Source organism: Streptomyces sp. NBC_01465 (assembly GCF_036227325.1).
Taxonomy (GTDB): Bacteria; Actinomycetota; Actinomycetes; order Streptomycetales; family Streptomycetaceae; genus Streptomyces.
Map to the genome: position 1 here is coordinate 1,892,582 of NZ_CP109467.1, position 22,803 is coordinate 1,915,384.

Here is a 22,803-nt window from a genome sequence, read left to right on the forward strand (position 1 = left end):
CCAACACCCCACTAATACGGATGAGGCGGGCCATGCCGGGCGCAAACAGCACAAAATCCATCGTCGCGGTCTGGCTCCTCACCAGAACCGTGCTGCTGCTCTGCGTCTTCCACGTCCTGACCGCCCCCGGCGTCGACGTCACGGGCGACGTCTCGGTGATCTACCAGGGCTGGTACGAGATCCTCAAGACCGGCACCTACCCCCTCGACGACGTCACCTGGCAGTACCCGCCGGCCGCGGCCCTCGTCATCCTCTCCCCCGCCCTGCTGCCCTTCCTCTCCTACGCCTCCGCCTTCTTCGTCCTGGCCTTCCTGTGCGACGCGGCGGTCCTCACGCTCCTCCTGCTCGCGGCCCGCCGCCCCGGCAGGCGGCTCGCGGGCGCCTGGGTGTGGGTCGCCGGTGTGGCGCTGCTCGGACCGACCGCGTACGCCCGCTACGACCTGATGGTCACCGCCGTCGCCGTGGCCGCCCTGCTCGCCGGCGCCCGCCACCCGCGCACCATGGGCGCCCTGGCCGCCTTCGGCACGCTGCTGAAGGTCTGGCCGGTGCTGCTGCTCGCCGGCACCCCGCGCGGCCGCGCGACCCGTACCTCCTGGACGGCCGCCGCGGTCACCGCCATCGCACTGCTGCTGCTCTTCGCCGCCGCGATGCCGGGCTCGCTCGCCTTCCTCACCTTCCAGCGCGACCGCGGCACGGAGGTCGAGTCGCTCGGCGCCATGGTCTTCCACGTGGCCCGGCACTTCGGCTGGCACGGGCAGGTGCTGCTCAACTACGGCTCGGTGGAGTTCCTCGGCCCGTACGTCTCCACCGTCTCCACCCTCGCGATGGGCCTCACCGTCACCGCCTTCGGCTGGCTGCTGTACTGGCGCATCGTCGCCAGGAGGTTCACCGCGAGCACGGTCTGCGACACGGCCCTCACCGCGGTGCTGCTCTTCACCACCACCAGCCGCGTCATCAGCCCCCAGTACATGCTCTGGCTGGTCGGCCTCGCCGCCGCATGCCTGGTCCACCGCACCAGCCGCATGGCGCTCCCGGCCCGTCTGGTGCTGCTCGCCACCTTCTTCAGCTTCCTGGACTTCCCCGTCTGGTTCTCGCACGTGGTGGCCAGTGACGCGCTGGGGATCACGGTTCTTCTCGTACGCAACGGACTGCTGGTCGCCGCCTCGCTGATCGCCTGCCGCACCCTCTGGATCCACACGGTCGCCGAGCCGCGCCGCCGTGCGGCCCGCATCTCCGCCTCAACTGCCGGGGAACTCAGCCCAGTTGGCCTCTGAGGTACTCGCGCCAGCGGGCCGCGAAGTCCTCCGGCGTCGTCCCCAGCACCTCGTTCATGGCGTTCTCGACGGACCCGTCGCGCGTCTTGTGCGCGCCGACGGCCCGGTAGAAGGCGGTCAGTTTCGCCTCGCCCCACTCCTCGGCGATGAGCTTGCAGGCCAGCCAGCCGCCCTCGTACGCCCGCGCCAGCCTGTCCGCGTCGCCCCCGAAGCCGAAGTCCTCGTCGGTGGGCAGCGTGGCCGGCAGGGACCCGGCGCGGACCGCGGTCTGCAGTTCGGGGGCGGCCTGCGGGGCGGTGCGCCCGCTCCCCCGGTACGCGACCCAGTCGGCGAAGCCCTCGGAGAGCCAGAGCGGGGTGGCGGCGCTGGTGTGCTCGCGCGTCGCCACATGCGTGGTCTCGTGCGTCACCACCACCCGCTGCCCGAACTCGCCGAGGATCGCGTACGCCTGCGGATTGACGATCACCCGGTCCGCGGGCGCCGAACCGGACCCGCCGGCCTCCCCCGTCGTCACCGCGGCGATCCCCCGGTACGAAGCGGCCGGTGCGCCCAGGAGCGAGGCCATCGCCTCCAGCGAGGACGGCATCAGCACGACCACCCGGCCCGCCCACTTCTCCTTCCACGCGGAGTCCACCGCGGGGACCGCCCGGTCCTCGACCGCGGCCACCTCGCGCAGCAGGCTCTCGCGCTGGCCGACCCCGAGCACCAGGCTGTGGCCGCCCGCGACGGCCGTGACCTTGCCCTGCTGCCAGAGCAGGCGTCCCGCGCCCTTGTCAGCCCGGTCGGCGGCGATGAACCACGTGCCGCTCCGCTCGACCAGGTCGAGGGTGCGAGCGGAGACGGCCGGCGCCTTGTCGTACCCCTTGATCCGGTACTCCAGGTCGGCCTCGGCGGTGGCCCGGGTGCCGGTACGCCGCACACTCTTGAGCCGGTAGCCCCACGAACCGAGCGGAACCTCGGCGAGATTCCTGAACTCCCGCTGCTCCGCGGTCCGTTCGGCCTTCGCCTGCGGGTCGAGCACTCTCAGATAGGCGCTCTCGTCCCGGCCCACGACCGCGGCGGCCCGCCGGTCGAGCACCGCCTGGATGTCCCGTCCCGTGCTGTCGGGCGGTGCGGGCGCCGCGCACCCCGACGCGAGGACGAGAGCGGCGGCGCCCAGCGCCACCGCCCTCCGTCTCTGTCGTCTGCTCCGCCCCTGACCTGCCACGCTGCCGATCGTACGTCGCCGGGCCCGGTCGGGTTCAGACCCGCGTCACCGAGGAAATCGGCATCATGCCGACCGGGTCGTAGCGCACCGGCGCGCCCGGGTACGGCGCGTGCACCACCTGACCGTTGCCCATGTACATCGCCACATGGCTGGCGTCGTCGCGGTAGACCACCAGGTCACCGGGCTTGGCCTCGGAGAGAGGCACCTGCTGCCCGGCGTACCGCTGCTCCTGCGAGGTGCGCGGCAGTCCGACGCCGGCCTGGGCGTACGACCACTGGGTCAGCCCGGAGCAGTCGAAGCCGGAGGGCCCGTTGGCCCCCCAGATGTAGGGCCGCCCGACGGCCTGCCGGGCCGCCATCACCGCTGCCGCCGCCCGGGCGGAGGAAGGGGCGGCGCCGGAGAGCGCGGGCATCTCCTCGCGGACCGAGGAGCGCGAGGCGTGGTCGTACGCCGCCCGCTCCTGTGAGGGCATCGCGTTGACCAGCCGCCTCGCCTGCGCCAGCTTGCTCTCGATCGCGCGCTTGTGGCGGGCGACGGCGGTCCTGGACGCCTCCAGCTCGGCGAGCTGGCGCACCGCCTCCGCCCGCTGCTGGCCCAGCCTGCGCTGCTCGGCCTGGACCTCGCGGATCTCGCCCGACTGCAGGTCGCCGATCCGTTCGACGGCGGAGGCCTTGTCGAGGTAGGTGTCCGGGTTCTCGGAGAGCAGCAGCGCCAGCGAGGGGTCCATCCCGCCCGACCGGTACTGGGCGCCCGCGAACGCCCCGAGCCTGCCCCGCATCCGGTTCAGCCGCTCCTGGCCGCGCGAGACGCTGTCGCGGGTGGCGGCGACCTCCTTGCGCAGCCGGTCGGCACGCTCGTCCGCCTTGTTGTACGCCTCGGTGGCCTTCTCGGCCTGCGCGTAGAGCCCGTCGACCCTGGCCTGCGCGGAGGTGGCCGTGTCCTGCGGGTCGGCTTCCGCCGGGGCGGCTCCGAGGGCTGCCGCGGCGGTGGCCGCGGCGGCGGACAGCACGGTGACACGGGCGCTCTGGGTGAGGCCCGACTGACCGGTTCGGCGATGGGACGCCACAGGAGTCGCACTCCCTTCCGCTGTGTGCGGCCCCCTGCCGCCCTGGTGGGCGGTCTGTTTGCCGGGAGCTGCGACGCCAGACAGTAGCCGGGCGACCACACTGCGGCCAAAGACCCCGTTGAGTACGCAAAGTGACGCCCCGCCGGAGACCACAGGTCACCGACGGGGCGGGGTGTCAGCTTGAGTTACCGTAATTCGCCCGTTTGGGCGGTGTCGGCAGCGCCTTTCAGGGGAGCCTGATCAGATCCGGACGCCGAACTCGAAGGTCATGTTGCCGATCGACTCGTAGCGCACGTACGCACCGGGCTTCGGAGCGTGCAGCACCTGGCCGTTGCCGGCGTAGAGGCCCACGTGGTGGAAGTCGCCGTAGAAGATGACCAGGTCGCCCGGCTTCAGTGCGCTCTGCGAGTAGATGCGGGTGCCGGCGTTGGCCTGCGACTGCGAGGTGCGCGGTATCGTCGCGCCGGCCTGCGCGTACGCCCAGGAGGTCAGCCCGGAGCAGTCGAAGGAGCTGGGGCCGGTCGCGCCGTAGACGTACGGCTTGCCTATCTTCGTCTGGGCCGCGGAGAGGGCGGCGCCGCCGAGCTGGGAGGCCGGGACCTCGTTGCCGAGGTCGGCACGGGAGCTGGCGCGGCTGGCGCGGGCGTCCGCGGCGGCGAGCGACTGACGCTCGGCTGCCGTCAGGGAGTTGAGCAGCTTCTGCGCGTCGGCGAGCTTGCTCTGGACTTCTTTCTTCTTCTCACCGAGCTGCTTGCGCGTGTCGGCGAGGTCCCCCAGCTTGTCCTGCGCCTCCTGGCGCTGCTGCGCCAGCGAACGCTGCTGGGACTGGAACGTCTTGAGCGCCTCGGTCTGCTGAGTGCTCAGCTGATCCATCGAGGACGCCTTGTCCAGGAAGTTCGTCGGGTCCGAGGAGAGGAACAGCTGCACGGACTCGTCGATGCCGCCGGAGCGGTACTGGGCGCTGGCGAGCGCACCGAGCTGGTCGCGCTGCTTGTTGAGCGCCGCCTGGCCACGCGCGACGTTGTCCTGGAGGTCGTCGACCTGCTTCTTGAGCTTGTTCTGCTGCTCCTTGGCCCCGTCGTACTTCTCGGTGGCCTGCTCCGCCTCTTCGTAGAGCTTGTCGACCTTCGCCTTGACCTCGCTCTTGGTCGGCTTCGGGTCGGCGTGAGCCGCCTGGGAGGTCAGGGCCACGGCAGCGGCGGCAGTCGCGGTGAGCACGGTCACGCGGGTGCGGCTCGCAGGCTTGGGTCGACGGTGGGACGCCACGAAGGCGAGCTCCTTCTTCCTCAGCCGCCGAACAGCTCTGACTCGGCGGGACCTTCGCCGCCACTCGGGATGAGTGATCAACCGCGCAAAGGTACGAGGCCCGACACTAGTGACCTTCCTGTGATCAGTTCAAATCCCGATCAGAAAAATCTCGGTCACCGAGCGCATTCTTTACCGACATCACACGCGCAGTAATGAGCACTTGACCCTGTGCTTCAGTCGCCATGGATCGAATCCGGGCAATAGGCACAGGAGTTACTAGACGCGCGAAAGCCGCTTCAGCAGCAAGGCGGACGCGACGGGCCTGGCACCGGACTTCGCCACTCCGTCCGCGACCTCGCGGTCGGTGGAGACGACCACCACGGGCCGCCCCGAGGGCTCCGCACGCACCAGCTGGCGGATCAACTCGTCCGCCGTCACACCCGGCTTGGAGAACAGCACCCGCACGCCCCTCGGCGGCGCGAGCAGCACCGGCGCCGCCAGCTCGGCCCCGTCGAAGACACACGTCATCTCCGCGCCGGTCTGTGCCGCGAGCATCGAGAGACCGCCGAGGAGCCGCAGCCGCTGCTTCTCCAGCGGCAGTTGCGGATAGCCGGTCTTGGTGACGTTGTAGCCGTCCACCACCAGATGCGCCTGCGGAAGCGCGAGCAGCTGGTCGAGCAGGGCCGGGTCCATGTCCGAGAGCGCCCTGGCCGCGATGTCCTTGGGTGACATGCGCCCCGGCTCCACCGCGTCCACGAGGTCGGCGGGCCGCTGGGCCGCGGGCGGCAGCGCCAGCTCGCGGCGCAGCCCCTGGGCCGCGTCCAGGACCGTGTCGAGCAGCAGCCGCAGCCGCATGTCCTCGACCGACCGGCCTTCCCGTACGGCACGACGGCCGGCCTCCGCCGCCGCCTCCGCCTCGCCGAGGCGCGCCTTCAGCCGCCGCGACTCGGCCTCCGCGGAGGCCACGTGAGCGGCCGCCTCGGCCTTGATGGCGTCGATGTCACCGTGTGTACGCCGCAGGGCCGCCTCGCCCCGCTTGATGTCGCTCTGCGCGCTGCGCAGTTTGCGCTGAAGCGATTCGGCTTCCTTACGGGCCGCGTCCAGCTCGCCGCGGAGCCGCTCGTTCTCGGCCCTGGTCTCCGCCCGGGCCCCGGCGAGCTCCTCGCGCAGCCGCTCCAGCTCGCGCCTGGCCTCCTCGTCGGCGCGCTCGGCGTCCGCGCGCTGGGCCTCCTCGCCGGCGGCGGCGACGAGCTTCACCCAGCCGACGGGGCGCAGGACATAGGCGGCCGCGGCGACGTCGACGGGATCGGCGGCAGCGGGCGGCGAGCCGGCCTCCAGGGCCCCGGCCAGCTCGGGCTGGGACTCCTTGAGCCGCTCGCCGATGCGCTGACGGAACAGCGGGTCGCTCTCCAGGGCGGCCGCCATCGCGTTGCCCGCGAACTTGGCGCGTCTGGTGGGGGTGAAGCGGGCGTACTGGCGCAGCTGCGACGGGAGTTCGGCGACGGTCAGGCCGCCGAACGCGTCGGACACCAGGGCGACGACCCGCCGCCGTACTCCTTCGGGCAGCGGGCGGTCGAGCGCCTCGGCAACGCCGTCGGCCGCTCCGGCCGGATCAGCGCCGCTTGCTGGCTCCACCATCCGTCACCCCAACTGTTCTCTGCCCCGCACTCCCTCAGGAGGCGGCGTCCGGCCTGTCCACGAGTTCGATCTGATCCACCGCGTTGCACCAGCGGCAGCGCACCGACTCGATGGTCTCACTGACCACCTCGCGTTCCTCGACCTTCGCCTCTCCGGCCAGGTCGAGATGGAGATACTCGACGACCTTGGACGAGCGGGTCACGTCGAACCGGGTCAGGTTGCCGCACAGCGTGCAGCGCCAGCGGGTCGTGTCAGTCGGCTGGGGAACCGTCGTCATGCGTGCCGTCCTCTTGTCCATCGCCGTGTACTGCCCGTAACCCTACGGCCTCTCGCATACCCCTTGCGGAGCCAGTCGACCATGTGAGATCCGGCGAGGCGGTCTGTACCGTTTGGTCCAATTACGTCATGCTCGCGCTTGTGATCAAGAGGGATGCGGTCAAGAAGCGCACGGCCGGATGGCGCAGCACGGTCCGGGGACCCGTGGTCACCTACGCCGTGATCGGCCTCTGCTGCCTGGTCTTCCTCCTCAGCCCCGTCTCGGGCTTCAATCCCGTCTACGGCACCGGCGACACCCTCCTCGCCGCCCAGAGCGCCTACTTCGCCCGCTGGGGCGTGGTTCCCGACGAGCTGACCACCGCGACGGGGCACGCGCTGATCACCCCGCTCACCGCGCTCTTCGTCCATGCCAACTGGCTGCACCTGCTCGGCAACATGCTCTTCCTGTACGTCTTCGGCGCGATGACCGAGGAGCGGATGGGCCGGGTCCACTTCGCCGTCTTCTATCTCGTCGTCGGGTATCTCGCCCTGCTCGCGTACGCACTCGCGCACCCCACGTCGGACCAGCCCCTGGTGGGCGCCTCGGGTGCCATCTCCGGAGTGCTCGGCGCCTTCCTCTATCTCTTCCCCAAGGCCCGGGTCACCAGCATCTTCCCGTTCCTTCTCTTCCTGCCGCTGCGCTTCCCCGCCTGGATCGTGCTGATCTTCTGGTTCGTCCTGCAGTGGCTGGCGGCCAGGGGCGCGGGCACCGGCCCCGGCGTGGCCTATCTGGCGCACCTGGTGGGCTTCGCGACGGGCTTCGTCTACGCGGCGGCGTGCTATCGCCGTACGACTAGAGTGAAGGTCCCAGCGACGGCCACCGAGGGAGAAAGCAAGCCGTGATCACCGCGATCGTGCTCATCAAGACCAGCGTGGACCGGATCCCCGAGATCGCGGAATCGATCGCCGCGCTGGACAGCGTCAGTGAGGTCTACTCCGTCACCGGTACGTACGACCTGATCGCCCTGGTGCGGGTCGCCCGCCACGACGACCTGGCCGACATCATCCCGGGCTCCATCAGCAAGATCCCCGGCGTCGAGGCGACGGACACGCACGTCGCGTTCCGTACGTACTCCCAGCACGACCTGGAAGCGGCCTTCGCGATCGGCCTGGACGCGTAACCCGTCTTGCGCACGAGGGCCCCGGCAGCGCTGCTGCCGGGGCCCTCGTCATGTCGGATCACACCGCGGGGACACAACGCCCGTCCTCGGTACGGTAGTTCCAGCGCGCGCCGTCGCGCACCAGCTCCTTGACCGCGCGCACGAAGCGCTCCACGTGCTCGTCGGGGGTGCCCGCGCCGAAGCTCACCCGGATCGCGTTGAGCGAGCGCTCGCCCGGCTCGGCCTCGGGGGCTCCGCACTCGCCCGGGTCCTGCGGGTCGCTGCCGAGGAGGGTGCGGACCAGCGGGTGGGCGCAGAAGAGACCGTCGCGCACCCCGATGCCGTACTCGGCGGAGAGGGCCGCGGCGAAGTGCGAGCTGTTCCAGCCCTCGACCACGAAGGAGATGACGCCGACCCGCGGGGCGTCGTCGCCGAAGAGCGAGAGCACCTTGACCTCGTCGACCTCGGCCAGGCCCGCGCGGACCTGCGCGACCAGCGACTGCTCGTGCTCGACGAGCGAGTCGAAGCCGGCCTCGGTGAGCGCCTTGCAGGCGGAGGCGATCGAGTACACCCCGATGACGTTCGGCGAACCGGCCTCGTGGCGGGCGGCCGTGGTGTGCCACTCGACGTCCACACCGCCGTCGGTGCGCCGGGCGACCTTGCGGGATGCGCCACCGCCGGCGAGGTACGGCTCGGCCTCGGTCAGCCAGTCGGAGCGTCCCGCGAGCACACCCGAGCCGAAGGGCGCGTACAGCTTGTGACCGGAGAAGGCGACCCAGTCGACGTCCAACTCCGCGATGTCCACGGGGTGATGGGGCGCGAGCTGCGCCGCGTCGAGCACGATCCGCGCACCGTGGGCGTGGGCGGCGGCCGCCAGCTCCTTGACGGGCCACAGCTCACCGGTGACGTTCGAAGCGCCCGTGACGCAGACCAGCGCAGGCCCGTACGGGTCGCGGTCGGCCAGCGCGCGCTCCAGCGTCTCGACGGCCTGCTGCGGGGTGCGGGGCGCGTTGAGGTAGGTCACCTTGGCGTCGCGCCAGGGCAGCAGCGAAGCGTGGTGCTCGGTCTCGAAGACGAAGACCTGGCAGTCGGCGGGGAGGACCGCTGCGAGGAGGTTCAGCGAGTCGGTGGTGGAGCGGGTGAAGACGACCTGGTCGCCCTCGCGGCAGCCGAGGAACTCCGCGACGGTGGCGCGGCTGTTCTCGAAGAGGTCGGTGGAGAGCTGCGAGAGGTACCCGGCGCCGCGGTGCACGCTGCCGTAGTACGGGGCGTACGCCGCCACGTCGTCCCAGACCCGCTGCAGCGCCGGGGCGCTCGCCGCGTAGTCGAGAGCCGCGTAGGTGACTTCTCCGCCGGTGACGAGCGGCACCAGAACATCCCGCCCAAGTACGGGCAGAGGGGTACAAACCGAAGAATCGACGACAGCACTGGAGACAGACATGACGAACTCCCGGGAAAGGCAGGCGAAACCGAGCGAAAAAGGGTGTGCGGGAAGAGGGGCTACTGCCCTATCGCATTCGCTGAACCACGGAAGAAACTCCCTCGAAAACCAGGACCCCTGGTGAGGGATCCGCGCTTGCCGCAGACGTTGTTGTCTGCGGCCCGGTCTTCACTCAGGGCACCCCGCCACGGAAGGAGGGTTGCCGGACAGCGGGCTGAGGCCGAAATCGCTGTCACTCATGACCTGCCGAGAATCTTGCCACAAGCCGGGATGCACGCAAGGCGCAGTCCGTCATCTGGACTGCGCCCTACGTCACATCACCCGCGTGTTTAGGCGTTGCTGGCGGCGATCCACCGCTCCAGCGCCTTGCGCGCCGACCCCGAGTCGATGGACTCCGCGGCCTTGGCGATCCCCGCCGCGATCTGCTCGTTCAGCGTCCCGCCCCCGGGCTCCAGTGCGACCAGCGCCGCCGCCGAGTTGAGCAGCACCGCATCCCGTACGGGACCCGTTTCGCCGTCGAAGAGCCGCCGGGCGACCTCCGCGTTGTACGAGGCGTCCGCGCCCCGCAGCGCCTCCACGGGCACCAGCTCGATGCCCACGTCGCGCGGGTCGAAGGACTCCTCACGGACCGATCCGTCCCGTACGACCCATACCGTGGACGTCGCGGTCGTCGTCAGCTCGTCCATGCCGTCGTCCCCGCGGAAGACCAGCGAGGAGTTGCCCCGCTCGGCCAGCACCCCGGCCACGATGGGCGCCATACGGGCATCGGCGACCCCCACGGCCTGGGAGCGCACCTGGGCCGGGTTGGTCAGCGGCCCCAGCAGATTGAAGGTGGTGCGGATCCCCAACTCCCGCCGGGCGCTGGCCACATGGCGCAGCGCCGGGTGGAACTTCACGGCGAAGCAGAAGGTGATCCCCGCCTCCTCCGCGACCTCGACGACCCGCTTGGGCGTCAGCTGCAGATTGACGCCGAGCTTCTCCAGTACGTCCGAGGCGCCCGAGGCGCTCGATGCCGCCCGGTTGCCGTGCTTGACGACCTTCGCCCCGGTCCCGGCCACCACGACCGCCGACATGGTGGAGATGTTGACGGTCTTGAAGCCGTCGCCGCCGGTCCCCACGATGTCCACGCTGGGCCCGGAGACCTCGATGAGGTTGGCGTGCGCGTACATGGTCCGTACGAGACCGGTGATCTCCTCCACGGTCTCGCCCTTGGCCCGCAGCGCCACCGCGAATCCGGCGATCTGGGCGTCCGTCGCCTCGCCGCTCATGATGCGGTCCATGGCCCAGGCCGTCGCGTCCGCACTCTGGTCGGTGCCGTTCAGCAGTGCGTCGAGTACGCCCGGCCAGGAGTAGGCCGCCACGCTGTCGCCGCCAACCGGTGTCCAGACGTTCATGGTCCGCTCCTGGGTCCACAGCCGAATAGGGATACGACTACCTTATCCAGCCCCCGGGGACAGCGAAGAGCCCCGTCCATCGGATGGACGGGGCTCCTGCTGTGGCGACCTTCAGGTCAGGGGATCAGTGGTGGCCGTGGCCGCTGGTGATCTCCTCGTACTCCTGCACGGTGGGCTTCTCGATCTGGCTCTCGCCGCCGTAGTAGCCCTTGCTCAGCTTGGCCTTGAGCTTCTGCAGACGCGACACCTTGCGCGCGACACCGTTCTCGTCGACCGCAGGGCCGATCTCGAGCGGCTTGTACTGCTCGTGCGCGGTGAGCGTGTGCAGCTGCGCCGGCTTGAGCGGCTCGTGGATCTCCACGAACTCACCGTGCGGCAGGCGCTTGATGACACCGGACTCGCGTCCGTGCAGCACCTTCTCGCGGTCACGGCGCTGGAGACCGAGGCACCAGCGCTTGGTGAAGATGAACGCGAGGACCGGTCCGACGAACATGAAGATCCGGACGAACCAGGTGATCGAGTTGATCGACAGGTGGAAGTGCGTCGCCCAGAGGTCGTTGCCGCCACCGACGAGCAGGATCAGATAGAGCGTGATCCAGGCGACACCGAAGGCGGTACGCGTAGGAACGTTGCGCGGGCGGTCCAGGATGTGGTGCTCGCGCTTGTCGCCGGTGACCCAGGACTCGAGGAACGGGTAGACCGCGATCGCGACCAGGACCAGCGGGAAGATCACGATCGGGATGAACACACCCAGCACGAGGGTGTGGCCCCAGGCGTTGATCTCCCAGCCCGGCATGATGCGGACCAGTCCTTCGGAGAAGCCCATGTACCAGTCCGGCTGGGCGCCCGTGGACACCTGGTCGGGTCGGTAGGGGCCCATCGCCCAGATCGGGTTGATCGAGGCGACCGCCGCGATGACCGCGATGACACCGAAGACCAGGAAGAAGAAGCCTCCGGCCTTGGCCATGTAGACCGGCAGCAGCGGCATGCCGACGACGTTCTTGTTCGTACGGCCGGGGCCCGCGAACTGCGTGTGCTTGTGGTAGAAGACCAGGATCAGGTGCGCCACCAGCAGGCCGAGCATGATGCCCGGCAGCAGCAGTACGTGGACCGAGTAGAACCGGGCGACGAAGTCACCGCCGGGGAACTCCCCGCCGTACAGGAACATCGCCAGGTACGAACCGACCACCGGGATCGAGAGCAGCACGCCCTCCATGAACCGGACACCCGTACCGGACAGCAGGTCGTCCGGGAGGGAGTAGCCGGTGAACCCGGTGAACATGCCGAGCATGAACAGCAGGAAGCCGAACAGCCAGTTGACCTCGCGCGGCTTGCGGAAGGCGCCCGTGAAGAAGACGCGCATCATGTGCACGAGCATGCCGGCCAGGAAGATCAGCGCGGCCCAGTGGTGGATCTGCCGGATGAGCAGACCGCCGCGGACCTCGAAGCTGATGTTCATGGTCGAGGCGAAGGCCTCGGACATGCGCACACCCTGGAGCGGCTGGTACGGGCCGTGGTACACGACCTCGTTCATGCTCGGGTGGAAGAACAGCGTCAGGTACACACCCGTGAGGATGATGATGATGAAGCTGTAGAGGCAGATCTCACCGAGCATGAAGGACCAGTGGTCCGGGAAGATCTTGCGCATGTTGGACTTGGCCAGGCCGTAGATGCCGAGGCGTCCGTCAGCCCAGTCTGCGACCCGCTCACCGGCGGGCGCTTTGCGCTGTGTATCCGTCACGGTGCTCATCCGCGCTCCCAGAAGGCAGGACCGACGGGCTCTGCGAAGTCGCCGAGCGCTTCGAGGTTCCCCTCGCCGTTGACGCCGATCCGCAGCTGCGGAAGGGCGTGACCGGCCGGGCCGAAGATGACGCGTGCGCCGTCGGACAGGTCGAAGGTGGACTGGTGGCACGGGCAGAGCACGTGGTGCGTCTGCTGCTCGTACAGGCTGATCGGGCAGCCGACGTGGGTGCAGATCTTGGAGAACGCGACGATGCCCTCGTGGGCCCACTCGCGTTCCTGCTTGTCCTTGATGTTGTCCGGCTGGATGCGGACGATCATCAGGGCAGCCTTGGCGATCTGCGTCTGGAAGTCCTCGTCGCTCTCTTCCAGGCCCTCGGGCATGGCGAACGTCAGCGAACCGACGGCGACGTCCTCAGGACGCAGCGGCTCGTTGGTGTTCATGTTGATGAGGACCTTGCCCTTGGCCCACAGGGTCGTACGGAGCTTCTTCTCCGGCAGCGGACCGAGGTCGCGCAGCAGCATCACACCGGCGAGCGGCACCATGGCCATCGCACCGAACATCGTGTTGCGGATGAGCTTGCGCCGGCCGAAGCCGGACTCCTCGGCGCCCTGGCGGAAGTCCGCGAGGACCTGCGCCTTGGTCTCGGCGTCGGCCTCGATCGGGTGACGATCGGCCGGCGTCTCGACGTCCGACATCAGGGTGCGGGCCCAGTGGACCGCGCCCGCGCCGATGCAGAAGAGCGCCACGCCCAGGGTCAGACCCAGGGAGAAGTTGAGCGCGCTCACATGCCCGAACGGGAAGATGTAGACGATCTTGTCGACCGGGAAGGCCACGTACGACGCGATGAACGCGATCGTGGCGAGCATGGACAACACGAACAGGAAAGCGACCACGCGCTCGGAGCGCTTGGCTGCCCGCTCGTCGATGTCCTGGACGCGCGGCCGGTGGGCCGGCAGACCCGGGTCGGCGAACGGATTGTCCGCACGCTCCACCGAGCCGTGCTCGCCTTCGCCCTGCGCGCTCGGCAGGTTCTCTTCGGAATTCTCGTTGCTACTCATGACTTCTTGGCCTTAGCGGTGTGGGCCGCGACCCAGATGGCTACTGCGATGAGCGCACCCAGACCGAAGATCCAGCCGAAGAGACCTTCGCTGACCGGACCGAGGCCGCCCAGCTTGAGGCCGCCCTGGCTGGCGGAGTTGTCACCGTTGACGGTCTTGATGTACGCGATGATGTCCTGCTTGTTCTTCTCCGGCATCGTCGTGTCGGGGAAGGACGGCATGTTCTGCGGGCCGGTCTGCATGGCCTCGTAGATGTGCTTCGCGTCCACGCCTTCGAGGCTCGGAGCGAACTTGCCGTTGGTCAGCGCGCCACCCTCACCGGTGAAGTTGTGGCACTGGGCGCAGTTCGTACGGAACAGGTCACCGCCCTTGGCGATGTCGGCGTCCGAGGTGTCGTACTGCTTGTCCGTCGGCTTGACGGGGCCGGCGCCGAGGGAGGCAACGTACGCGGAAAGCTGTTCGATCTCTGCTTCCGAGTAGATGACCTTCTTCTTCGGCACCTGCGCGCCGGGCTGCTGGGCAGGCATACGGCCGGTGCCGACCTGGAAGTCGACGGCTGCAGAGCCGACGCCCACCAGGCTGGGACCGTCCGAGGTGCCCTGACCACCGGTTCCGTGGCAGCTGGCGCAGCCGACGGAGTAGAGCTTCTTGCCTTCGTCGATGGCAAGGGACTGCGCGGACTCGTCGGCCTGAGCCTTTCCAGCGGGCGCGAACGCGGCGTACAGCCCCCCGGTGGCCGCCAGCGCGAAGAGTAGGACGACGACCGCCGCCAGCGGATGGCGTCGTCGTGCGGAGAGCTTTTTCACGGATTACCCCGGTGTCAGGATCTTCTGCGTCGGTCTTGCGGAGTGTTTCGGGCTTGGGCCCGATTACTTGATCAGGTAGATCGTGGCGAACAGGCCGATCCACACGACATCGACGAAGTGCCAGTAGTAGGACACGACGATGGCCGCGGTGGCCTGCTCGTGAGTGAATCTCTTGGCTGCGTATGTCCTGCCGAGTACCAGCAGGAAGGCGATCAGACCGCCTGTCACATGCATGCCGTGGAAGCCGGTCGTGAGGTAGAACACCGAGCCGTACGGATCCGAGGACAGCGAGAGGCCGTCCTTCTTCACCAGCTCGGTGTACTCGAAGACCTGGCCTCCGATGAAGATCGCACCCATCACGAACGTGATCATGAACCAGGTGCGGAGCTTCTTCACATCGCCCCGCTCCGCGGCAAATACGCCGAGCTGGCACGTGAGGGAGGAGAGCACCAGGATCGTGGTGTTCGTCGCCGAGAACGGAAGGTTCAGCGAGGACGCCATTTCCTTCCAGTGCTCGGGACCCGTCACCGATCGCAGGGTGAAGTACATCGCGAAGAGGGCCGCGAAGAACATCAGCTCGGAACTCAACCAGATGATGGTTCCGACGCTGGTGAGGTTCGGTCGATTGACCGACGGGTGCGCGTGCCCGGTTTCTACTGTCGTTGCTGTCGCCACGACCGACATTATGTCGGTCGCTTATCCCGCCCTCACCCTGGGGGGTGCCGTTCGGTGTGTCAGGGCCGTGTGTCCTGCCCGAACGGCCCATCGGAAGGCTGTCCGAACCGGTGTTGACGGGGTGTCGGGCGGAGTAGCATCCGCGCCAGGATTCATGCACCGGATACACCGAAGACACCGCCGTCACGGAGGAACAATGCAGCCGAGCGCCACGGTCCTGGTCTACAGCGACGACGCCAACACCCGCGAACAGGTGCGTCTTGCGACGGGCCGCAGGCCGGCCGCCGACGTTCCCCCCGTGGAGTTCCTGGAGTGCGCCACCCTCGACGCCGTCCTCACCGCGCTGGACCGCGGCGGGATCGACGTGTGCGTCCTGGACGGCGAGGCGGTTCCCGCGGGCGGCATGGGCGTCTGCCGGCAGATCAAGGACGAGGTCTTCAACTGCCCGCCCGTGCTGCTGCTGATGGGCCGCCCGCAGGACGCCTGGCTGGCCACCTGGAGCCGCGCGGAGGCGGCGGTGACCCTTCCGGTCGAGCCGGTGGAGTTCGCGGGCACACTGGCCGCGCTGCTGCGCAGTGGGTCCGCCGTACGGGTCTGAGCACTCCACCGGCTGCGGATCAGGCCGCGGTCGGCCGCAGCCGGGCCGACCCGGCGGAGTCCTCGGTCTCCTCGGGTGCCGTGGGGTCGGTGTGCTGCGCGGCGCCGTTGAGTGCGCTGCCCGTACGCCACTTGGACCAGGACATGTTCCAGTCGCCGAAGCCGTTGTCGAACGGCGTCATGGTCTCGCCGTAGCTGTTGACGACCGAGACGAGGTCGCCCGGACGGAAGTTGTTGAAGAACCAGGCGGCGTTGTCGGTGCTCATGCCCGTGCAGCCGTGGCTGACGTTGTCGTACCCCTGGGAGCCGACGGACCACGGGGCGGCGTGGACGTACTCGCCGCTCCATGTGACACGCGTCGCGTAGTAGACCGGCAGGTCGTACGAGTCGGAGCTGCCCTCGGCGATGCCGATGCTGGTTCCGCGCATCTGTACGTAGTATTCCTGCCCCAGCACGACCTTGACGCCGTTTCGGGTGTCGAAGCCCGGCTTGCCGGTGGTGACCGGAATGGTGTTGATCACGTTCCCGTTCCGCTTCACCGTCATGTAGTGCGAGCCGGCGTCCGTGACGGCCTCCATCCGGTCGCCGGTGGTGATCTTCAGGGGCTTCGCGGTCCCGCCGTAGAGCTTGCCGTCGACCTTGATGCCGTCGAGGTTGCTGTGCACGTTGATGGTGGCGTGCGCGGGCCAGTACGACTTCGGGCGGTAGTGCAGCAGGTTGTCGTCGACCCAGTACCAGGCGCCGTCGACCGACGGCGAGGACTCGACCCGCAGGGCGCGCTCCACGATCGCCCTGGCGGCCGGGGACTTGACCTTGGAGCTGAGCTGCGCGGTGATGGGCTGTCCCACGCCGTACTTGCCGCCCTCGGGACCGAAGGTGACCTGCAGCCTGTTGGGGGCGGTGGCCGTGTCGAACGTCATGGTCCGCAGGCCCGGTGAACCGTCCTGGTCCTCGGTGCCGACCTTGACCGTGTAGTGGGCGTCCGCGGCCAGCGGAGCGGTGGAGTGCCATCTGCTGCCGTCGGCGGAGAGCTCGCCCGCCAGATAGCGTCCTGAGGCGTCTGTGGCGGTCACATCGGTGATGCGGGCCTCCGAGCCCCTGGCGGTGATCTCCAGGGGCTTGTCGGGGCTTGTCTTCCCGGTGCCCGAGGGCCCGTTGAAGGAGACCTGGTCCGCCGCGTCGTACGGCTTGGCGGAGAGCGGGTTGGCGGCGGACCCTGCGCACGCGGTCGCTGACGCTGCCAGGGACGCGACCAGCAAGGTGCAGCTCAGGACCGTACGGAATCGAGGTGCGTGGCTCATGGACTCACGTTATGAAGGTCCGTCAGTTCCGGCGCGCTGGGTGACTGCAAACGAGGGGCCCGGCCACCTGAAACGGTGGCCGGGCCCCTCGTCGTGCGTGGAACGGGTGCTACTGGTTCTGGTTCTCTCCGCGGTAGAACTCGAAGACCCAGCCGAAGAGGCCGACCAGGATCAGCGGTGCGGAGAAGTACAGCAGCCACCAGCCCATGGCGATCGCCAGGAAGGCGAGGGCGCCACCGATGGCCAGTGAGAGCGGCTGCCAGCTGTGCGGGGCGAAGAAGCCCAGCTCACCGGCGTCGTCCGCGACATCGGCTTCCTTGTTGTCCTGGGCGATGGCGTCCATCCGCCGGGCCGTGAAGGCCAGGTAGAAGCCGATCATCACGCTCAGGCCGAAGGCCATGAAGAGTGCCGTGGTGCCCGCGGCCTCCTTCGACCACACGCCGTAGACGATCGCCATGGCGAGGATGAAGAAGCTCAGCCACAGGAACATCTTTCCCTGGACCTTCACTTGCCTGCCTCCTTGCCGCCGACGAGGGCTGCGTCAGCGTGACCGTGGTTCTCGAGCTGGTCGAGAGCCGCGATCTCCGGGTGATGCAGGTCGAACGCCGGGGATTCGCTGCGAATCCGCGGCAGGGTGAGGAAGTTGTGCCGCGGCGGCGGGCAGGACGTCGCCCACTCGAGCGAACGGCCGTAGCCCCACGGGTCGTCGACCTCGACCTTCTTGCCGTACTTGGCGGTCTTCCAGACGTTGTAGAAGAACGGCAGGATCGACAGACCGAGCAGGAAGGAGGAAATCGTCGAGATCGTGTTCAGGGCGGTGAACCCGTCGGCCGCCAGGTAGTCGGCGTAACGACGCGGCATGCCCTCGACACCCAGCCAGTGCTGCACCAGGAACGTGCCGTGGAAGCCCACGAACAGCGTCCAGAAGGTGATCTTGCCGAGGCGCTCGTCCAGCATCTTGCCCGTGAACTTCGGCCACCAGAAGTGGAATCCGGAGAACATCGCGAAGACCACGGTGCCGAAGATGACGTAGTGGAAGTGCGCGACCACGAAGTACGAGTCGGAGACGTGGAAGTCCATCGGGGGCGAGGCCAGGATGACGCCGGTCAGACCACCGAAGGTGAAGGTGATCAGGAAGCCGACGGCCCAGAGCATCGGTGTCTCGAAGGACAGTGAGCCCTTCCACATCGTTCCGATCCAGTTGAAGAACTTCACGCCTGTTGGCACGGCGATCAGGAACGTCATGAAGGAGAAGAACGGCAGGAGCACTCCGCCGGTGACGTACATGTGGTGCGCCCACACGGTCACGGACAGGCCGGCGATCGCAATGGTGGCTCCGATGAGGCCGATGTAACCGAACATCGGCTTTCTGGAGAACACTGGGATCACTTCGGAAATAATTCCGAAGAATGGTAGGGCAATGATGTACACCTCTGGATGGCCGAAGAACCAGAAGAGGTGTTGCCAGAGCAATGCCCCGCCATTGGCGGAGTCGAATACATGCGCACCGAACTTGCGGTCCGCCTCCAGCGCGAAGAGCGCGGCGGCGAGCACCGGGAAGGCCAGCAGGACCAGAACACCGGTCAGCAGGACGTTCCACACGAAGATCGGCATACGGAACATCGTCATGCCAGGGGCGCGCATGCAGATGATCGTGGTGATGAAGTTGACCGAGCCGAGGATCGTGCCGAAGCCGGAGAAGGCCAGACCCATGATCCACATGTCGGCGCCGACGCCCGGCGAGCGGACCGCGTCCGACAGCGGGGAGTAGGCGAACCAGCCGAAGTCGGCCGCGCCCTGCGGGGTGAGGAAGCCACCGACCGCGATGAGCGAACCGAAGAGGTACAGCCAGTACGCGAACATGTTCAGCCGCGGGAACGCCACGTCGGGCGCGCCGATCTGCAGCGGCATGATCCAGTTCGCGAATCCGGCGAACAGCGGCGTCGCGAACATCAGCAGCATGATCGTGCCGTGCATCGTGAACGCCTGGTTGAACTGCTCGTTCGACATGATCTGCGTGCCGGGGCGGGCGAGTTCGGCGCGCATGAAGAGCGCCATGATCCCGCCGATGCAGAAGAACGCGAACGACGTGACCAGGTACATCGTGCCGATCGTCTTGTGGTCAGTGGTGGTCAGCCACTTGATGACGACGTTTCCCGGCTCTTTGCGCCGTACCGGCAGCTCGCTCTCGTAGGAGTCTGCTGCCGCGGCACCCTGAGGTTCGTTGAGGATGCTCACAGGTTGTTCGTCTCCGCGTTCTTGGCGTGGCCAGTCTGCGCGATCCCGGCGGGGATGTAGCCGTTCTGGCCCTTCTTCGCCAGGTCCTTGAGGTGCTGCTCGTACCTCTCCTTGGAGACGACCTTCACATTGAAGAGCATCCGGGAGTGGTCGACGCCGCAGAGCTCGGCGCACTTGCCCTTGAAGGTGCCCTCACGAGAAGGGGTCACCTCGAAGGAGTTGGTGTGGCCCGGGACGACGTCCATCTTCATCAGGAACGGCACCACCCAGAAGTCATGGATGACGTCGCGCGAGGTGAGAACGAAGCGGACCTTCTCGCCCTTCGGCAGCCACAGGGTCGGACCCGGATTGCCGTTCTGCGGGTTACGAGTGCCCGGGGTGCCGACGTCGTAGACGCCTTCGGCGCCCGCCGGGAACTGCTTCAGGAACCTGTCCGGAATGTCCTTCAGTTCCTTGGACTTGGCGGCATCGCCGGTGTCGGCCTTGCCGTCCACGTCCTCGATGTAGTTGAAGCCCCAGCTCCACTGGAATCCGACCACGTTGACCGTGACGGCCGGTGTGGTCGGGGAGAGCTTGAGGAGCTTCGTCTCGTCACGCGCGGTGAAGTAGAAGAGCACCGAGACGATGATGAGGGGGACCACGGTGTACAGCGCCTCGATGGGCATGTTGTACCGGGTCTGCGGAGGGACCTCCACCTTGGTGCGGCTGCGCCGGTGGAAGATGACGCTCCAGATGATCAGCCCCCATACCAGCACGCCCGTGGCGAGCGCTGCCGCCCACGAGCCCTGCCAGAGGGAGAGGATCCGAGGCGCCTCTTCCGTTACCGGGGTGGGCATACCAAGGCGGGGGAAGTCCTTGTATGTGCAACCAGAGGCGGTCGCCAGGACCACGCCCGCGGTCAGCACCTGGAGCAGCTTCCGCCGCATCGGGCGCCGCGACGAGCGGTCGGAGCCGGTGGGACTCACGTAGCGCCTTCCCGAGAGTCTCGCCCGTGCGGCCCTGCGGCCGTCTCTCTGGTCGGTCGCCGGATCCTGCGCGGGCAGGGGTTTGGATGTTTATGCGGACCAAACCCTACTGGAGGCCATTTGGGGTCGCGCGGGGAGGGTGCCCAACGCGCCGTCCGACTCCCCAAAGGGATGGAATCCCGGCTTCCGACGGGTATCTGACGGCCCCTCCCCTCACGGCGGGTGAAGGTGGGCGCCGGGCGGAGGGGCTGCGGGTCCGCGGCGCGGGCTAGCGTGTCGGCGTGTCCTACTTCGATGCCGCGTCCTCCGCACCCCTGCACCCCGTCGCCCGCCAGGCTTTGCAGGCCTCGCTGGACGAGGGATGGGCCGATCCCGCCCGGCTCTACCGGGAGGGCCGGCGCGCCAGGCTGCTCCTCGACGCGGCGCGCGAGGCGGCCGCCGACGCCGTCGGGTGCCGTCCGGACGAACTCGTCTTCACCTCTTCGGGGACGCGTGCCGTGCACTCCGGAATCGCCGGGGCGCTTGCGGGGCGTCGGCGTGTCGGCCGTCATCTGGTGGTCTCGGCGGTCGAGCATTCGTCGGTGCTCCATTCGGCGGCAGCCCATGCGGCGGACGGCGGTTCGGTGACCGAGGCCGAGGTCGTACGGAGCGGGGCGGTGGACCCCGCGGTGTTCGCGGCGGCCCTGCGTACGGACACCGCGCTGGCCTGTCTGCAGTCCGCCAACCACGAGGTGGGCACCGAACAGCCCGTCGCCGAAGTGGCCGCGGCCTGCCGGGAGGCGGGGGTGCCGCTGCTGGTGGACGCCGCGCAGTCGCTGGGGTGGGGGCCCGTCGACGCGCCCTGGTCGCTGCTCGCCGCGAGTGCGCACAAATGGGGCGGACCGGCGGGGGTCGGGCTCCTTGCCGTACGGAAAGGTGTGAGGTTCGCGACTCAAGGCCCGGCGGACGAACGGGAGTCGGGGCGGGCGGCCGGCTTCGAGAACATCCCGGCGATCGTGGCGGCGGCGGCCTCGCTGCGTGCCGTACGAGCCGAGGCCGCGGCCGAGTCACTGCGGCTGCGGGGGCTTGTGGACCGGATCCGGGAGCGGGTGGCCGCGAGCGTCCCGGACGTGGAGGTCGTCGGGGATCCGGTGCGCCGGATGCCGCACCTCGTCACCTTCTCCTGTCTCTATGTCGATGGGGAGACGCTGCTGCACGAGCTCGACCGGGCCGGGTTCTCGGTGTCGTCCGGGTCCTCGTGCACCAGCTCGACCCTGACGCCCAGTCATGTACTGAAGGCGATGGGCGTGCTCTCCGAGGGGAACGTGCGGGTGTCGCTGCCCGTGGGGGCCCTGGAAGCGGACGTGGAGCGGTTCCTGGAGGTGCTGCCGGGCGCCGTGGAGGGCGTACGGAAGCAGTTGGGGGCTCCGGCCACCGGGGCTTCCGGGAGCGGCGGCACCGAGGATCTGGTGGTGGACGCGCTCGGGAAGCTGTGCCCGATTCCGGTGATCGAGCTCGCCAAGGTGATCGGTGACGTGCCGGTGGGCGGGGTGGTGACGGTGCTGGCCGACGACGAGGCCGCGCGGCTCGACATCCCCGCGTGGTGCGACATGCGTTCGCAGGAGTACGTGGGCGCGCACCCGGTGGGCGGCGGGACCGCCTACCGGGTGCGGCGTCTCAACTAGGCGGCGAGGAAGGTCTCCACCTCGGCGGCGGCCTCGTGGCCGTACGCCTTGGTGAAGCGGTCCATGAAGTTCGCGCGGCGCAGCGTGTACTCCTGGGTGCCGAGCGTCTCGATGACCAGGGTGGCGAGCATGCAGCCGATCTGGGCGGCGCGCTCCAGGCCGACGCCCCAGGACAGGCCGGAGAGGAAGCCCGCGCGGAACGCGTCGCCGACGCCCGTCGGGTCGACCTTGGCCTCCTCCTCGGCGCAGCCGACCTCGATCGGGTCGGCGCCGACGGCCTCGATGCGCACGCCGCGCGAGCCGAGGGTGGTGACGCGGTGGCCGACCTTGCCGAGGATCTCCGCGTCGGTCCAGCCGGTCTTCGACTCGATGAGGCCCTTCTCGTACTCGTTGGAGAAGAGGTACGTCGCGCCCTCGAGCAGCGTGCGGATGTCGTCCCCGGACATGCGCGCGATCTGCTGGGAGAAGTCCGCGGCGAAGGGGATCGAGCGGGACTTGCACTCCTCGGTGTGCCGGAGCATCGCCTCGGGGTCGTCGGCGCCGATCAGGACCAGGTCCAGGCCGCCCACGCGCTCGGCCACCGAGTGGAGCTCGATCTGGCGGGCCTCGCTCATCGCGCCCGTGTAGAAGGAGCCGATCTGGTTGTGGTCGGAGTCCGTGGTGCAGACGAAGCGTGCGGTGTGCAGGACTTCGGAGATACGGACCGAGCCGGTGTCCACGCCGTGGCGGTCGAGCCAGGCGCGGTACTCGTCGAAGTCGGAGCCGGCCGCACCGACCAGGATCGGCTTGGTGCCGAGCTGGCCCATGCCGAAGCAGATGTTGGCGCCTACGCCTCCGCGCCGTACGTCGAGGTTGTCGACGAGGAAGGAGAGGGAGACCGTGTGCAGCTGATCCGCGACCAGTTGGTCGGCGAAGCGGCCGGGGAAGGTCATGAGGTGATCGGTGGCGATGGAGCCGGTGACTGCAATGCGCACGGCGAGGACGCTCCTGTGGAGGAGGGAGGTTGACACTTCACGCTACCGGGTCGGCCGCTGGGCACCGAAGCCGGGAAACTACCTGATAGTAGGGCTTT

At 68.7% G+C, this 22,803-nt stretch carries 21 protein-coding genes and 1 riboswitch; of the genes, 5 read left to right on the forward strand and 16 right to left on the reverse strand.

What is annotated here, in order from left to right; all coding sequences use genetic code 11:
- Positions 1 to 32: 32 nt before the first annotated feature.
- Positions 33 to 1,274: a glycosyltransferase family 87 protein gene (locus OG707_RS08705; protein WP_329116113.1), complete on the forward strand. Its 1,242-nt coding sequence runs from the start codon at positions 33 to 35 to the stop codon at positions 1,272 to 1,274.
- Here OG707_RS08705 and OG707_RS08710 read toward each other — a convergent pair.
- The 5 genes from OG707_RS08710 to OG707_RS08730 all read right to left on the reverse strand — a co-directional run bounded on the left by OG707_RS08710 (position 1,255) and on the right by OG707_RS08730 (position 6,710).
- On the reverse strand, positions 1,255 to 2,481 hold the full coding sequence (locus OG707_RS08710; protein ID WP_329116115.1) for a hypothetical protein: 1,227 nt from the start codon (positions 2,479 to 2,481) through the stop codon (positions 1,255 to 1,257). The two genes, OG707_RS08705 and OG707_RS08710, sit on opposite strands and share 20 nt — an antisense overlap.
- Positions 2,482 to 2,515: 34 nt before the next feature.
- Positions 2,516 to 3,547 (reverse strand): C40 family peptidase, encoded by a 1,032-nt coding sequence (locus tag OG707_RS08715; protein ID WP_329116116.1) that lies wholly within the window; start codon positions 3,545 to 3,547, stop codon positions 2,516 to 2,518.
- Between the two features lie 240 nt (positions 3,548 to 3,787).
- A complete protein-coding gene (locus tag OG707_RS08720; protein ID WP_329116119.1) occupies positions 3,788 to 4,813 on the reverse strand; it encodes a C40 family peptidase in 1,026 nt (341 codons plus the stop codon).
- Positions 4,814 to 5,071: 258 nt separating this feature from the next.
- The gene (locus OG707_RS08725) at positions 5,072 to 6,433 is read right to left on the reverse strand and encodes an NYN domain-containing protein (RefSeq protein ID WP_329116121.1); all 1,362 of its coding nucleotides are present in this window, start codon (positions 6,431 to 6,433) and stop codon (positions 5,072 to 5,074) included.
- 34 nt (positions 6,434 to 6,467) lie between these two features.
- Positions 6,468 to 6,710 (reverse strand): hypothetical protein, encoded by a 243-nt coding sequence (locus OG707_RS08730; RefSeq protein WP_329116124.1) that lies wholly within the window; start codon positions 6,708 to 6,710, stop codon positions 6,468 to 6,470.
- Positions 6,711 to 6,838: 128 nt separating this feature from the next.
- Between OG707_RS08730 and OG707_RS08735 the strand changes: the two genes are divergently transcribed.
- Entirely contained in the window at positions 6,839 to 7,591 is a 753-nt protein-coding gene (locus OG707_RS08735; RefSeq protein ID WP_329116125.1) for a rhomboid family intramembrane serine protease, read from the forward strand.
- On the forward strand, positions 7,588 to 7,869 hold the full coding sequence (locus OG707_RS08740; protein ID WP_329116128.1) for an Lrp/AsnC family transcriptional regulator: 282 nt from the start codon (positions 7,588 to 7,590) through the stop codon (positions 7,867 to 7,869). Before OG707_RS08735 ends, OG707_RS08740 begins: the two co-directional genes overlap by 4 nt.
- Before the next feature lie 58 nt (positions 7,870 to 7,927).
- Here the strand turns inward: OG707_RS08740 and OG707_RS08745 are convergent, their stop codons facing one another.
- The 6 genes from OG707_RS08745 to ctaE form a co-directional block, all read right to left on the reverse strand.
- On the reverse strand, positions 7,928 to 9,289 hold the full coding sequence (locus OG707_RS08745) for an aminotransferase class V-fold PLP-dependent enzyme (RefSeq protein WP_329116130.1): 1,362 nt from the start codon (positions 9,287 to 9,289) through the stop codon (positions 7,928 to 7,930).
- Between the two features lie 126 nt (positions 9,290 to 9,415).
- Positions 9,416 to 9,533, reverse strand: a riboswitch (SAM riboswitch).
- A gap of 85 nt (positions 9,534 to 9,618) precedes the next feature.
- Complete coding sequence (trpD, locus tag OG707_RS08750; RefSeq protein ID WP_329116133.1) at positions 9,619 to 10,683, reverse strand: anthranilate phosphoribosyltransferase; 1,065 nt, start codon at positions 10,681 to 10,683, stop codon at positions 9,619 to 9,621.
- A gap of 124 nt (positions 10,684 to 10,807) precedes the next feature.
- Positions 10,808 to 12,433 carry a cytochrome bc1 complex cytochrome b subunit gene (gene qcrB / locus OG707_RS08755; RefSeq protein WP_329116134.1) on the reverse strand — a complete coding sequence of 542 codons (1,626 nt, stop codon included), beginning with the start codon at positions 12,431 to 12,433 and terminating at the stop codon, positions 10,808 to 10,810.
- Entirely contained in the window at positions 12,430 to 13,485 is a 1,056-nt protein-coding gene (gene qcrA, locus OG707_RS08760; RefSeq protein ID WP_329116136.1) for a cytochrome bc1 complex Rieske iron-sulfur subunit, read from the reverse strand. Before qcrA ends, qcrB begins: the two co-directional genes overlap by 4 nt.
- Positions 13,482 to 14,291: a cytochrome bc1 complex diheme cytochrome c subunit gene (qcrC, locus tag OG707_RS08765; protein ID WP_329116138.1), complete on the reverse strand. Its 810-nt coding sequence runs from the start codon at positions 14,289 to 14,291 to the stop codon at positions 13,482 to 13,484. The genes qcrA and qcrC overlap by 4 nt, the downstream gene beginning before the upstream one ends.
- A gap of 63 nt (positions 14,292 to 14,354) precedes the next feature.
- Positions 14,355 to 14,975: an aa3-type cytochrome oxidase subunit III gene (gene ctaE, locus OG707_RS08770; RefSeq protein ID WP_329116140.1), complete on the reverse strand. Its 621-nt coding sequence runs from the start codon at positions 14,973 to 14,975 to the stop codon at positions 14,355 to 14,357.
- A gap of 187 nt (positions 14,976 to 15,162) precedes the next feature.
- Here ctaE and OG707_RS08775 point away from each other — a divergent pair, with 187 nt between their 5' ends.
- Positions 15,163 to 15,564 (forward strand): hypothetical protein, encoded by a 402-nt coding sequence (locus OG707_RS08775; RefSeq protein ID WP_329116142.1) that lies wholly within the window; start codon positions 15,163 to 15,165, stop codon positions 15,562 to 15,564.
- Between the two features lie 19 nt (positions 15,565 to 15,583).
- On the opposite strand, the gene OG707_RS08780 is transcribed toward OG707_RS08775, so the two are convergent.
- The 4 genes from OG707_RS08780 to ctaC form a co-directional block, all read right to left on the reverse strand.
- Complete coding sequence (locus tag OG707_RS08780) at positions 15,584 to 16,864, reverse strand: L,D-transpeptidase (RefSeq protein WP_329116144.1); 1,281 nt, start codon at positions 16,862 to 16,864, stop codon at positions 15,584 to 15,586.
- A 109-nt stretch (positions 16,865 to 16,973) separates the two neighbouring features.
- Positions 16,974 to 17,372, reverse strand: coding sequence for a cytochrome c oxidase subunit 4 (locus tag OG707_RS08785; protein ID WP_329116146.1), 399 nt, complete (start codon positions 17,370 to 17,372; stop codon positions 16,974 to 16,976).
- Positions 17,369 to 19,102, reverse strand: coding sequence for an aa3-type cytochrome oxidase subunit I (gene ctaD, locus OG707_RS08790; protein ID WP_329116148.1), 1,734 nt, complete (start codon positions 19,100 to 19,102; stop codon positions 17,369 to 17,371). The genes OG707_RS08785 and ctaD overlap by 4 nt, the downstream gene beginning before the upstream one ends.
- Entirely contained in the window at positions 19,099 to 20,067 is a 969-nt protein-coding gene (gene ctaC, locus OG707_RS08795) for an aa3-type cytochrome oxidase subunit II (protein WP_329116150.1), read from the reverse strand. Before ctaC ends, ctaD begins: the two co-directional genes overlap by 4 nt.
- Before the next feature lie 281 nt (positions 20,068 to 20,348).
- On the opposite strand from ctaC, the gene OG707_RS08800 reads away from it, so the two are divergent.
- Entirely contained in the window at positions 20,349 to 21,731 is a 1,383-nt protein-coding gene (locus OG707_RS08800; protein ID WP_329116152.1) for a cysteine desulfurase/sulfurtransferase TusA family protein, read from the forward strand.
- Here the strand turns inward: OG707_RS08800 and OG707_RS08805 are convergent.
- A complete protein-coding gene (locus OG707_RS08805) occupies positions 21,728 to 22,705 on the reverse strand; it encodes a carbohydrate kinase family protein (RefSeq protein ID WP_329116153.1) in 978 nt (325 codons plus the stop codon). The two genes, OG707_RS08800 and OG707_RS08805, sit on opposite strands and share 4 nt — an antisense overlap.
- Positions 22,706 to 22,803: the final 98 nt, after the last annotated feature.